This window comes from Variovorax sp. YR752 (assembly GCF_943372545.1).
Map to the genome: position 1 here is coordinate 1 of NZ_CALRZC010000237.1, position 12,425 is coordinate 12,425.

Sequence of the window (12,425 nt, forward strand, 5' to 3'; positions counted from 1 at the left end):
ACAAGCAGCTGCTTGCCGATGGCTCGGACATCGGCCTGGCCACGGTCTACCGCGTGCTGATGCAGTTCGTGCAGGCCGGCCTGCTCAGCCGCCAGTACTTCGAGGGCGGGCGTGCGGTGTTCGAGCTCAACGAGGGCCGCCACCACGACCACCTGGTCTGCATGCGCTGCGGCAAGGTGGAGGAGTTCTACGACGCCGCGATCGAGCGGCGCCAGCACGAGGTCGCGCGCCAGCGCGGCTTCGAACTGCAGGAGCACACGCTCGCGCTGTACGGGCTGTGCCGCGATCCGGCCTGCCGAGGCGACAAGGGCTGAGCCGGTTGCGGCGAGGCGGCCTGCCCGCCGCCCTTCACGCCACCAGCGGCACGAACAGGTAGACGGCGGCAATGATGGCCGCCAGGGCGGCCCATTTCAGCGCGGCGCGCAACGCGCTGTGCCTCATGGCCCCTCTGCCGGGCGCGCCGCGGACAGTTGATCGTGGGCCGCCTGCACGGCGCACTCGAATGCCTGGCAGGCGATCGGGTCCTCGGTCTTGAGCAGCGAGTTCAGGCGCGCCAGCGGCAGCGTGGTGTACTCCAGGCAGACGCTGCGCCAGTACCACGGCAGCGCGGCGTCGCGGGCGGTCTGCAGCAGCACGGCGAGCATGCGCTGCTGCACCTGCACCGCCGGCCGCAGGCCATGGGCGATCACCTGCCGCCCTGCCGCCAGGTAGTGGCGCAGGACGCAGGGGCACTTCGGGTTGTAGGCGCAGCGCACGCCGATGCCGATGCGGTCCCAGCGGCGCAGGAGGGCTTCGGCCAGCGGCTGCTGGCGCGCGGCGCTGTCGGGCTGTGTCATCGGCGCTCCTGCTCGGGCGCGGTGCCGTCTTGTCAGGCGACGCTTGCGTGCATGCGCACGATGGCGCGATCGTGGCCGGCGCGGCCTGCGTAGCAGGCGGACGCGTGGGCGCTGTCACGGCCGCGTTCGAAGGTGTCGAGCGCACAGTCGGCGCAGGCGCCGCAGGCCGTGGCCACACGCAGCGTGTCCTGCAGTTCGTCGAAGCTCGCGCAGCCGGCCCGCACCTCGCTGACGATCGCGTGGTCGGACACCCGGTGGCAAAGGCAGACGATCATGAGAGCAGGCTCCGGCGGGGCATGGTGGATGGGCGTTCGGTTCGGACCAGTCCGCCCATGGATGTCATCTTAATGAGAAGCGTTCTTGTTTGCAACAGGGTCATTCCCGGCGACCGAGCGCCCCGTGCCTCAGGCGCCTGGCGGCGCCAGCAGCCAGTGGTTGTCCAGCCGCATCGCCGCGGCCAGGGGCCGAGGTGCCGCCGCCGTGGCGTCGCGCAGGGCCTGCGCCCGGCCGCCGGCCCACAGCTCGCCGCCCTCCATCGCCAGCGGGCAGGCCTCGGGCAGCGGGGTGAAGCCGGCCCACCGCCCGGCGCTCGTCCAGCGGGCGACACCGCCGGCGCGGGTGGCGGCGAGCGCAAAGCCGTCGGGTGTCGCGGCGATGTCGCCGGCATAACCGGCCAGGGCCCGCGGCTGCTCGGCGGTGCGCAAGGCTGCGCCATCGAACAGGGCAAGCAGCGACGCCGCGAGGCGGGCGGCCGCGTCGTCGTGCTCGGCCTGCAGCGCGATGCCGATGCGACCGCCAGCGTGCCGCGCCAGGTGGCGGATCGACAGGCGCGGATCGTCCAGGCGCCACTGGCCGAGCAACTCGCCGCTGTGCGTGTCCAGGCGCACCATTGACGGGTCCATCGTCGAACGATCGAGTTTCACGCGCCCCCGCTCGGGCAGTGTCGGCACCCCGCCGTTGGCGACAAGCAGCGTGCCATCGGCGTCGGCCAGCAACTGGTGCGGGTCGATGCCGTGGCTGGGCCAGTCGGCGAGCGGCTGCAGGCTGCGTGCATCGCGCCGCACCACGCGGCCGGCGCCGCTGTCGGTGTCGCACTCGGTGGTGTAGAGCGCGCCGTGCAGCGCGATCACGTGGCCGCACAGGCGGCGCTCGGGCTCGCTCCACCGCCACTGCGGCGCGCTGCCGGCACGCCAGCGCAGCATCCATTCGCCGGGCCGGCGCGCCACCACCAGCAGGCTGCCGTCGGCGTCGATCCACAGGCCGTGGGCCCGCGTCGGCAGCTCGATGGCCCGCCGCACGCGCAATGCGTCGTCGGCGCGCGGCTCCAGCCAGCCGGCGTGGTGTCGGCCCCGCGCATCGTCCCAGGCCGCAGCCAGCCGCGGTGCGCTGCTGCGCGCCTGCGCGGCCGGCACGGCCAGCAGCAGTGCGGCGCTGCGGATCAGCCAGTCGCGCCGCTTCACGAACTCAGTCGCCGTCGGCGTCGGAGAAGCCGACGCGCACGTCCACCGCCGGCGCGAGCTCGGCTTCGGCCAGCGTCTTCAGTTCGGCGAGCCGGCGCGAGGCTGTGCGAAGTGGCGGGGTGGCCGCGCCGGCAGCACGCAGCGCCGCATCGGCCTGCAGCGCGCTGCGCCGCAGCCTGTCGGCCAGCGGGTTGAGGCCGCGGCCGCGCAGGAAGGTCTCCCACGGCACCAGCCCTGCGCCGGGCGCCGGCACGGTGCCGCCCTCGAACACCGCCAGCGCCCGCAAGCTCGACCAGCGCGCGGCCCGCTCGGCGGCGTCACTGCCGCTGAGGCCACGCGGGAAAGCGACGGCACGGCCACGATGGCGCGCCTCGATCAACGGCCGTTCGATGCCCTGCAGGCGCAGTTGCTCGAGCCCGCCGATCCACTGGTTGAGGACCTCGGGGAACAGCGCGGTGAGCGCCTCGTCGTCGGCCTCGCGCAGCGCCGCGAAGCCGGCGGCCAGCGCATCGGCTTCACGCTGGATGTCCAGCGCCACCTGCAGCGCATAGGCACAGGCCGCGGCATCGGCGGTGGGGCGCCACAGCAGCGCTTCCAGCGCGCCGAAGCCCTTGGCGGCGCTGCCGATGCGCTCCATGTCGGCCTCGTTCTGCGGTGCCCGCACGATCGCCTGCTCGATCAATGCAGGCCGCGCCGGCTGGAAGTCGATGCGGCGCACCGAGCGGCGCTGCAGCAGCGGGCCGATCGCCACGGCGTTGAGCCCGCTCCACGCCAGCATGGCCTCGCGCCAGCGCTCGCGTGCCGGCGCGCCGCAGCCGCTGCGCAAGGCCTCGACAAGCGCCGCCGCGGCGGCCGCGAAGGCCTGCGCACGCGGCAGATGCGCATGCACGATCACGCCGCGCACCAAGTCCTGCGGGCCGTAGACCGGCACCGCCACGCGCCGCCAGTCGCTCTGCGCGACGGCCTGCGGCAGGCCGACAACCAGCGCCGCGACGGCGAGAACCTGGCGCCGCTTCACAGCGATTCCACGAAGCGCACCAGCGCCTCGCGCTCCGCCTTCTTCATCGCCAGCACCAGCCGCTTCGACGCCTCGGCCTCGCCGCCGTGCCACAGCACCGCCTCGAGCACGCCGTTGGCACGACCGTCGTGCAGCAGCCGGCGGTGGCCGTTGACGTCGTGGATCAGGCCGATGCCCCACAGCGGCGGCGTCTTCCATTGCCGGCCGCTGGCCTCGAAGTCGGGCCGGCCGTCGGCGAGTGCCTCGCCCATGTCGTGCAGCAGCAGGTCGGTGTAGGGCCAGATGCGCTGGCCGGCCAGGCGCTCGCTGGCCATCGTGGGCAGCGGGCTCGCGCCGGTGAGGTAGCTCGGCCGGTGGCAGGCGCTGCACTGCGCCTGCTCGAACAGCGCCTGGCCGCGCTTCACCTGCGGATCGTCGGCCTTGCGGCGCGCCGCCGGCGCCAGCGTAGCCTGGTAGAAGACCACGTCGCCGAGCGTGCGTTCGTCGATCTCCGGCGCGCCGCCGCGGCCGCCGTGCGGCGCCGCCAGGCAGTCGCGCTGCGCCGGCATGCAGGCCTCCTGAGGATGCTGCGCCGAGGTGATGCCGATGTCGCCGGCGAAGGCGCCTGCGGTCTGGTGCGCCAGCGTCCCGACGTTGGCCTTCCAGCCGAAGCGCCCGATGCGTTGCGCCTGCAGGAAGTCGTCCCAGACGCGGTTGACCTGGCCCTTCACCGGCCCCGGCGCGGCCGCCTGCGCCGCGGCGTTGGCGAGGATCTCGGCTTCCGGAATGGCTTCCAGCAGGCCGGCGCCGGCCAGTTGCGGTGCGATGCGCGGCGACACCAGCGTGCCCTGGGCCAGCGGCCCGTAGGCGAGCCGGTCGATGCGGTAGACCGGCTGCTGCAGCACATAGGGCGTGCCGTCGGCGAAGCGGCCGCGGACCGGGCGCTGCCCGATGCGCACGCGGCCTTCCGGCGTGACGCCCTGGATGGCGTTGTTGTTGAGCTGGTCGCCGTAGTTCGGCTCGGGCACGACACCGCCCTTGGCACCCACACCAGGCACCGACAGGCGCAGCAGCAGCGCCACCGGCGGCTCGCCACGCTCGGGCGGCGCGCCGCGGCCGTCCTGCACATGGCAGCCGCCGCAGGAGCGGGCGATGAAGTGCGGCCCGAGGCCGTCGCGCGCCGTCGTCGAGGCCGGCGCCTCGACCCAGTTGCGGCGGAAGAAGGAGTTGCCGACCGCGAAGCGCGCACGCTCGGCATCGTCCAGCGTCGCCAGCGGGAACGAGAAGGCGTTGCGGCCGGTGGCGAACACGGTGGTGTCGCCACCGCTGCGCTCGTCGGGTGCGTTGTCGGCCGCGTTGTCGGCCCACACCGGCAGGGCCAGGCCGGCGCACAGCAGTGAGCCGAGCAGCGCGCCGAGCAGGATCGGCTTCACGTCGGCTGCACCAGGGTCAGCCGGGTGATGCCGATCGCCGCCGCCGCATCGACCAGGTCCTTGGACTGCTGCACCAGGCTGGCGATGGTCTTCTGGATGCGCTGGCGGCCCGGCGCGTCCTTGGCGCCGAGGATCTCGCGGTCGAACGGTGCCTGGATCGCCTCGGCGGCGGCCACCGAGGCGGCGATCTGCTTCGTGACACGCTCGGCCAGCGCGGCATCCTTCACCGCCACCAGCGCGGCCGGCGAAGGACCTTCGAGCACGCTGCCGTCGCGGCGCTGGTAGCGGCCGGTCCAGACGTTGCGGATGCCCAGCGCGTTGCTGACCACGTCGCGGTGCGTGTTGTCGGAGAAGCAGGAGTGTTCGTCCTCCTGGTCCTGCGTGTTCAATGCCACCTCCAGGCGCTCGCCGGCCAGTTCGCCGCGCGACAGCGAACCCAGCCCGACGATGATCTTGCGCAGCGATTCGTTGCCGCCGCGCTCGAAAGCGGCGCGGTAGTTGCGCGCGTTCGGCGCCCAGGCGGCGACGAGGTAGCGCAGGTCGTCGATCAGCAGCTCGGTGGCCACCAGCAGGTACTGGCGGCGGCGGTCGGCGTTGGCGGCCTTGCCATCGATGTAGTCCTCGAACGAACGGTTGCCCGGGCCGCCGTCGTTCTGGTCCTGGCCCCAGAGCAGGAACTCGATGGCGTGCCAGCCGGCGGAGATGTTCTCCTCGCCGCCGCGCTCGTTGTAGCGCGCCAGCGTGGCCTTGGAGATCACCACCTTGCGGTTGTTGACCAGGCCGGTGCCGGCCTTGCCCTTGACGTAGTCGACGTAGGACTCGTCCAGCGGCCAGGCGTTGAGGCGGCCTTCCGGCCCCTTGTCGTCGTCGATCGGGCCGCCGTAGAAGCGGAAGGCCTCGGTCTGCCCGTACCACTCGCGGGCCGCCAGCCAGGCCTTGCGTGCCGCGTCGAGCGTGGCGGCCGAGGGCGCGCCGGCGAAGGCCTGCAGCGCGCGCTGCAGCTCCAGCGCGGCAGCCAGCGTGTCCTCGTAGGTGGCATGCACCAGCGCGGCGTGATGGCGCGCCACGGCGGCGGCATCGATCGCCTGGGCCTGCACGGCACCGCTGGCCAGCCCGGTGGCGGCCATCGCCGCTGCTGCGCGCAGGAAGTCACGTTTGTTCATCGGAGTGCCTCTCCTGTGGCAGGTCAAGGTCGTGGGAAACGGGGCCTTATCATAAATGCGAATGAGTCGCATCTGCTTTTCGGCCTGGAACGCCCCTGACGGGCGGGGCCGGCGCCCGCGCCGCGTGCCAACTGCTGCCTTGGTGACGCAGCGGGCGCGGCGATACATTTTCGGCATCGCCTGAGGCGCACACCGTGCGCCGGTCGATCGCCACTCGTCGCCCGAGGCCTCGCGCTTCGCCGATTCCCGAACGCGCAGCGCCCCATGCCCAGACCCCCTGCCTCCGTCGTCGCCGCGCTCGAAGCGGCCCTGCTGGCCAGCCCCGACGACCTCGACCTGCGCAACCATGTTGCGCAGCTGGTGCGCGACGACGAGCGGCCCGAGGCCGCGCTCGAGCTGTGCGTCGGCACGCTGGCCAAGGACCCCGTCAACCTGCCCGCGCTGCAGCTTGCCGCGGCGCTGGCCCGACAACTCGGCCGCCCGACCGCCGAAGGCTACGAGCGGCTGCTGAGCGCGCTCGGTGGCGCCGCGGCGGCTGAGGCCCACACGACGCCAGCCGCGCCACCGGTGCAGCTAGCGCCCACCCGGCCGACGCTGGCCGCGGTGGACGCCAGCCCGAGCGCCGGCACTGGCGCCCCCAGCTCCGGCGCCGCGCTCGCCGACGGTGAACGGCCCGGCCTGCGCCTGGCGGCCGACGACGGCGAACTCGTCGAGGAGTTCGAGCTGCAGACCCCGCGCATCGGCTTCGCCCAGGTCGGCGGCATGAGCGAGGTCAAGAAGAAGCTCGAGCTTTCGGTGCTCGGGCCGCTGCGCAACCCGGAGCTCTACAAGGCCTTCGGCAAGACCGGCACCGGCGGCCTGCTGCTGTACGGCCCGCCGGGCTGCGGCAAGACCTATCTCGCGCGCGCGCTGGCCGGCGAGATGGGCGCGCGCTTCGCGTCCATCGGCCTCGAGGACGTGCTGAACATGTGGTTCGGCGAGAGCGAACAGCGCCTGCACAAGATCTTCGACACCGCGCGCCGGCTCGCCCCGATGGTGCTGTTCTTCGATGAGATCGACGCGCTCGGCCACAAGCGCAGCGAGTTGCGCGGCGGCGCCGGCCGCAACCTGGTGAACATGCTGCTCTCCGAAATGGACGGCTCGCAGCACGACAACACCAACGTGTTCATCCTCGGCGCCACCAACCACCCCTGGGACATCGACGCGGCGCTGCGCCGGCCCGGCCGCTTCGACCGCACGGTGCTGGTGCTGCCGCCCGACGAGCCGGCGCGCGCCTCGATCATCGGCCACCATCTGGCCAACTGCCCGCACCAGGGCATCGACACCGCCGCACTGGCCAAGTCGACGGCGATGTTCTCCGGCGCCGACCTCGCCCACCTGTGCAACCTCGCGCGCGAGTCGGCCATCGAGGCCAGCGCGTCGGCCGGGGCGATCCGCCCGGTCGGGCCGGACGACTTCAAGCGCGCGCTGAAGTCGCTGCGCCCGTCGACGCTCGAATGGTTCGGGCAGGCGCGCAACTTCGCGATGTTCGCTAACGAGAGCGGCGTCTACGACGACCTGCTCGACTACATGAAGAGGAACAAGCTTGGCTGACGCGCCCTCGCCGCGGCAGCGCGCCGACGGCCTGGTCGAGCGCAGCAAGTCGCTGTGGGACATCGGCCGCTGGAAGGACGCCGAGGCGCAGGCGCGCCGCGCCGTCGAGGCCGACCCGGCCTATGCCCGTGCGCAGCTGCAGCTCGCCCACGTGCTGATCAGCACCGGCCGCGGCAACGAGGGTGCGCAGCTCGCCAAGGGCGTGCTGTCGCAGGACCCGAACTCGGCCTGGGCGATGCGCATCCTCGGCCACTGGCACAGCCTGCAGGGCCGCCACGGCGAGGCCATCGCGCTGGCCGAGCAGGCGGTGCGTGCCTCCGATGGCGACTCGATCGCGCTGCTCAACCTGTCGCACACGCGCAAGCAGGCCGGCGACGAGATCGGCGCACGCCGGGCCGCCGAGCAGATCGTCGCGCGCTACCCCGACTGGCCCGATGGCCACGTGCAGCTGGCCGAGCTGCGCCACTCGCCGGCCGAGGCCGCGCAGTCCTACCGCGAGGCGCTGCGGCTCGACCCGCACAACGACGCCGCGCTGGCCGGGCTGGCCGGCCTGAGCGGCTCGATGGCGCAGTACCGCGAGGCGGTGTCGCTGGCCTGGAGCGCGCTGCGCGCCGACGTGGGCGACAAGTCGCGCCAGCGCCTGTTCGTGCGTTCGGCCTGGATCTACCTGGCGCTCAGCCGCGTCGTCGCGCCGCTGCGCGGCAGCCGCCGCGCGCTGGCCGAGCCCTTCGGCGACGCCTGTGCCCACGCCTTCCTGTCGACCGGCCCGAACGCCTTCGCGCGGCTGCTGTTCGGCTTCCGCTTCGAGGTGTTCGCGCTGGCGGCCTGGTCGCTGCTGCTGCTCGGCATGGTCGGCGCCGCGTACCTGCCCGACGACCTGTCAGTCGTGCTGGTGCCGCTGCTGGGCATCCCGGTGTTCATCGGCCTGGCGGTACCGTTCTTCCTGTTCTTTGGCGTCATCGCCGCGGCGCGGCGGCTGCTCGACTTCCGCCTCGTGCAGTGGGCCGGGCGCGGCGGCCTGCGTTTGCTGCTGGCGCGTGCGGCGGTGTCGGGCGTGCTGCTGGTCGGCGTGTCCCTGATCGCGCTGCTCGCCTGGCCGGCGTGGGCCGGGCTGTGGGGCTGGTTGCTGCTGATCGGCCTGGTGCTGGCGATTCAGGACCTGACGCGCTGGCGCGAGCAGTGGCGCGACAGCCGGCGCATGGCGCAAACGGGATCGGTGCGCGAGTCGTTCGCCGCCTGGGTGGCCGAGCGCTCGCCGCACTGGTTCACGCCGTTGCGGCTGTTCGCCTTCGTGCTGCTGGCGCTCGGCGCCGAGGTCGCGCTGCGCGCGTTCGTACCGTCCTCCGAAGCGGCCGCCCGCCTGCCGGTGATGGTCTGGGCCTTCGTCGTGGCGCTGGGCTGCTGGGGCCTCGATGCCGGCCTCCGTGCCATCGCAGCGCGCCTGTCGCTGGCGCCGCGCGCCGGCCGCTACCGCGCCTTCGGCCGCACGCTGATCGAGCTGGCCTGGATGGTGGCTGCAGCGATGGCCACCTTCGCCATCGGCGGCCGCCTGCTCGCGGACCGGCCGATCGAGGCGCTGTTCCCCATCCTGCTGCTGCCGCTGACTGTCGCCGGCGGCTGGCTCGCACTGCGCACGGCCCGCGCGCTGCTGGTGCTGCTCGGCGGCGAGTGCGGCCTCATGGTTCACAAGCTGTTCGGCCGAGGCACGGCCCGCTGACTCATAGCCAGCGCGCTTTCGCGCTCAGGGCCAGCGCGCTTTCGCGCCCGGCGCGATGGTCGGCGGTGCGGCGTTCAGCGTCTCGATCGCGAAGCCGGCCGCCGCCTTGTAGCGGGCCATGAAGGCCTCGCGCTCGGCGGCGGGAATCACCTCGTCGATGTTGTCGAACACGCCGCCGCAACGCTCGTCCACCAGCCCGAGGATGCCGAACGGGCCGGCGCCGCGGTTGCGCAGCACCAGGGCGGAGATGTCGGCGCACAGCCTGTCGTCGTAGGCGCGCAACGCGGCCGGCGTCACGCCGTGCTGCACCAGCATCGCACCGAGCACACGCGCATCGACGATGGCCTGGCTGGCACCGTTGCTGCCCACCGGGTACATCACGTGGGCGGCATCGCCGAGCAGCGCGACGCGGCCATCCACCCAGGTGGGCACCGGGTCGCGGTCGATCATCGGGTACTCGAACACTTCCGTCGCGCCGCGCAGCATCGCGGGAACGTCGAGCCAGCCGTAGTTCCAGCCCTCGAAGTGATGGATGAACTCGGACAGCTCGACGCGCCGGTTCCAGTCGCCCTGCCGCCAGCCGCCGGCGTTGTCGACCGTGATCTCGGCGATCCAGTTGATGGTGGCCAGGCCCGTGGCGGCGTCGGGCGGCGAGATCGGGTAGAGCACCACGCGGTGGCGCAGGCTGCCCACGCCGACGAAGGAGGCGCCGCTGCGGATCGGCACGCCCGGCGTGGTGCCGCGCCACATGATCGCGCCGCCCCACTGGATGGGCGGCTGGTCGGGGTGCATCTGCGCGCGCACCGGCGAATGCAGGCCGTCGGCGGCCACCAGCAGCGAGCCGGCGACTTCCAGGCGCCGGCCGTCGCGCGTCTCGACCAGCGCGACCACGCCGTGTTCGTCCTGGCGGTAGCCCACCACACGATGGCCGAGCCGCACGGCGTCGGGCCCGAGGCGTTCGCGCACCGTGCGGTACAGCAGCATCTGCAGCTGCCCGCGGTGCACCGAGTACTGCGGCCAGCGGTAGCCGGCCCGCAAGCCGCGCGGTTCCGAGTACACATCGTTGCCGTTGCGGCCCACCAGCGCCCACTCGCGGGCCTGGATGCCGATGGTGTCGAGCAGTTTGTCGTCGATGCCCAGGTCGTACAGCTCGCGCACCGCGTTGGGCTGCAGGTTGATGCCCACGCCCAAGGGCGCCAATTCGGCCACCGACTCGAGCACGACGCAGGGCACGCCGAGCTGATGCAGGGTGAGCGCCGTGGCCATGCCGCCGATGCCGCCGCCGGCGATCAGTACCGGGTGCGTGTTGCCGTTGTTGTGTTGTGTTGTCTCCGCCATGGCGGTGGATTGTCGGCGAAGGTCGGCGGACGCCCAGCGCCGGTCCAGCGACCCTTCGCGAATCGGTGCAGGCGCATGGGCGGCGAGTGCTGCCGACATGTTTGCCGCGGTTGCCGCCGGTGGCCGCTGGCGCGCGACCTCACGGTCGCTGGCACCAAGCGGTCATTGGGCCGTGCGACTGGTGCTGGCCCGAACGGCCGCTGTACGAGGTGGTGCGGTCGTAGGACTCCGGCCATCGGGCGGGTACCGCGTGACCGACCGCTCTCACGTTACCTGGACTGGCGGTAGCGACCCATCGCTGCCATTCAGCGCAACGAAAACCGGCCGCTCGCCGTGAGCGTGGCGCGCAACGGCGGCGAGGGTCGGTAGGTCGAGCATGCGCATGCCGATGTCTGCTTTAGGGAACGAGGCGCAGCAGCAGCGGCAGCGTGGCCAGCCCGTTGCGCGCCGAGCCTGCAGCGACGAGCCGGCCGTCGGGCTGCAGCAGCAGGTCGTTGGCGCCGTCCGCGCTGTTGAACAGGTCGAACACCTGCGCGCCGTTGTTGCCGAAGCTGGTGTCGGGCACACCGTTGGGGCCGAAGCGCGCCAGCGCGACGTCGAAGGAGGTGGCGGTATTCACCGCGTGCCCGGCGAGCACGATGCGGCCGTCGGCCTGGACCACGATCGCGTTCGGGCTGTCGTTTCCGCTGCCGATGTGGCGGAACGCAAAGCCGTCGCTGCCGAACGCAGCGTCACGCTCGCCAGCCGTCGTCAGGCGCAGCACGCCGAAGGCGAAGTTGCCCACGTCCGAGTACCCCACTGCCAGCACCAGCTTTCCGTCGGGCTGCACGGCAATCGCGGTCGCCTCGTCCCAGTTGGCGCTCAAGTCGAAGGTGCGCGCACCGTTGCTGCCGAAGCCGGTGTCCAGCTTGCCATCGGCGTTGAAGCGCACGACGCTAACGTCCGACTCGTCGCCGCGGCTGTAGCTCACGCGGCCGGCGACGACGATCTTGCCGTCGCTCTGCAGCGCCGCCGCGTAGCCGAAGTCGATCGAGCCGATCTCGGCCGCCGCGCGACCGCCGCTGCCGAAGCCTGTGTCGAGCGTGCCATCGGCGTTGAGCCGGGCGACGGCGAAGCCGGTGTCGTCCGTGGTCGAGGTCAGCGTCGTCGTCGCGAAGCCGGCCAGCACGATGCGCCCATCGGGCTGCAGCAGCACGCGCGTTGCGCGGTCGGGGCCGGCGACCCAGTCGACCTGCAGCGCCTGGCCGCCGTTGAAGCCGGCGTCGCGGCTGCCGTCGGCGTTCAAGCGCGCGGCGGCGAAGTCGTCACCCAGCGACGATGCACCGCTGGCGCGCGCCTTGCCGACGGCGACGATGCGGCCGTCGGGCTGCACGGCGACATCGAAGATCTGGTTGTTGCCGTCCGCGCCGAGCACCGAGGCGACGCTGCCATTGGTGCCGAACGAGGTGTCGGGCGAACCGTCGGCGTGGTAGCGAGCCAGGGCATTGCCGATGGCTGCAACGATGCGCCCGTCGGCCTGCAGCGCGATCGCCTTGATCTCGCCGCCGGGGCCGGCCGTGGCGATGCCGCCGTTGCCGAAACTTGCATCCAGGCCTGCGGGCGGGGGGGGCGTGACGCAATCGACCGCGATGTCGGTCACGTTGGCCGTGGCCACCGTGCCGCTGCCGCGGTTGACGGTGCACACCTGTGCCGGGCCGGAGGGTTGCGTGGCCACGCGCACGTCGTAGGCGGCGCCGGAGAAGTAGGCGCGGTTGAAGACGAAGCTGCCGTTGGCCACGATCGGCAGCGAGATGAACTGCGCCCGATCTTCCAGCACGAGGCCGCTTCCGGCCAGGCCGGTGACGGAGCCGCCGACGGTACGCACTGGCGGCGGGTTCGTGGGCTGCAC

General features: G+C 72.7%; 10 protein-coding genes and 1 pseudogene. 3 read left to right on the forward strand and 8 right to left on the reverse strand.

Translation table 11 applies throughout. The features are described from left to right. Positions 1 to 314 (forward strand): transcriptional repressor (locus AAG801_RS34510; protein ID WP_341892470.1); only part of this gene is annotated, 314 nt, incomplete at its 5' end. 123 nt (positions 315 to 437) lie between these two features. On the opposite strand, the gene AAG801_RS34515 is transcribed toward AAG801_RS34510, so the two are convergent. The 6 genes from AAG801_RS34515 to AAG801_RS34540 all read right to left on the reverse strand — a co-directional run bounded on the left by AAG801_RS34515 (position 438) and on the right by AAG801_RS34540 (position 5,889). Next, entirely contained in the window at positions 438 to 836 is a 399-nt protein-coding gene (locus AAG801_RS34515; RefSeq protein ID WP_341892471.1) for a hypothetical protein, read from the reverse strand. Positions 837 to 868: 32 nt separating this feature from the next. Continuing rightward, a complete protein-coding gene (locus AAG801_RS34520; protein WP_341892472.1) occupies positions 869 to 1,111 on the reverse strand; it encodes a (2Fe-2S)-binding protein in 243 nt (80 codons plus the stop codon). Positions 1,112 to 1,240: 129 nt separating this feature from the next. Further along, positions 1,241 to 2,296: a DUF1513 domain-containing protein gene (locus tag AAG801_RS34525; protein WP_341892473.1), complete on the reverse strand. Its 1,056-nt coding sequence runs from the start codon at positions 2,294 to 2,296 to the stop codon at positions 1,241 to 1,243. A 4-nt stretch (positions 2,297 to 2,300) separates the two neighbouring features. Next, positions 2,301 to 3,314, reverse strand: coding sequence for an imelysin family protein (locus tag AAG801_RS34530; RefSeq protein ID WP_341892474.1), 1,014 nt, complete (start codon positions 3,312 to 3,314; stop codon positions 2,301 to 2,303). Further along, a complete protein-coding gene (locus tag AAG801_RS34535; RefSeq protein WP_341892479.1) occupies positions 3,311 to 4,687 on the reverse strand; it encodes a di-heme oxidoredictase family protein in 1,377 nt (458 codons plus the stop codon). Before AAG801_RS34535 ends, AAG801_RS34530 begins: the two co-directional genes overlap by 4 nt. Before the next feature lie 35 nt (positions 4,688 to 4,722). Next, entirely contained in the window at positions 4,723 to 5,889 is a 1,167-nt protein-coding gene (locus AAG801_RS34540) for an imelysin family protein (protein ID WP_341892475.1), read from the reverse strand. 264 nt (positions 5,890 to 6,153) lie between these two features. Between AAG801_RS34540 and AAG801_RS34545 the strand changes: the two genes are divergently transcribed. Together AAG801_RS34545 and AAG801_RS34550 are read left to right on the forward strand one after the other, a co-directional pair. Continuing rightward, entirely contained in the window at positions 6,154 to 7,482 is a 1,329-nt protein-coding gene (locus tag AAG801_RS34545) for an ATP-binding protein (RefSeq protein WP_341892476.1), read from the forward strand. Then, the gene (locus AAG801_RS34550) at positions 7,475 to 9,199 is read left to right on the forward strand and encodes a tetratricopeptide repeat protein (RefSeq protein WP_341892477.1); all 1,725 of its coding nucleotides are present in this window, start codon (positions 7,475 to 7,477) and stop codon (positions 9,197 to 9,199) included. Before AAG801_RS34545 ends, AAG801_RS34550 begins: the two co-directional genes overlap by 8 nt. A gap of 24 nt (positions 9,200 to 9,223) precedes the next feature. Here the strand turns inward: AAG801_RS34550 and AAG801_RS34555 are convergent, their stop codons facing one another. Together AAG801_RS34555 and AAG801_RS34560 are read right to left on the reverse strand one after the other, a co-directional pair. Further along, complete coding sequence (locus tag AAG801_RS34555; RefSeq protein ID WP_341892478.1) at positions 9,224 to 10,537, reverse strand: flavin-dependent oxidoreductase; 1,314 nt, start codon at positions 10,535 to 10,537, stop codon at positions 9,224 to 9,226. A gap of 397 nt (positions 10,538 to 10,934) precedes the next feature. After that, positions 10,935 to 12,425 (reverse strand): annotated as a pseudogene (locus AAG801_RS34560) (hypothetical protein); the annotation flags it as partial.

Bases quoted from the DNA above. Each gene is read 5' to 3' on its own strand.
- AAG801_RS34515 (WP_341892471.1), bottom strand. From the start codon at position 836: ATGACACAGCCCGACAGCGCCGCGCGCCAGCAGCCGCTGGCCGAAGCC.
- AAG801_RS34520 (WP_341892472.1), bottom strand. From the start codon at position 1,111: ATGATCGTCTGCCTTTGCCACCGGGTGTCCGACCACGCGATCGTCAGC.
- AAG801_RS34540 (WP_341892475.1), bottom strand. From the start codon at position 5,889: ATGAACAAACGTGACTTCCTGCGCGCAGCAGCGGCGATGGCCGCCACC.
- AAG801_RS34545 (WP_341892476.1), top strand. From the start codon at position 6,154: ATGCCCAGACCCCCTGCCTCCGTCGTCGCCGCGCTCGAAGCGGCCCTG.
- AAG801_RS34555 (WP_341892478.1), bottom strand. From the start codon at position 10,537: ATGGCGGAGACAACACAACACAACAACGGCAACACGCACCCGGTACTG.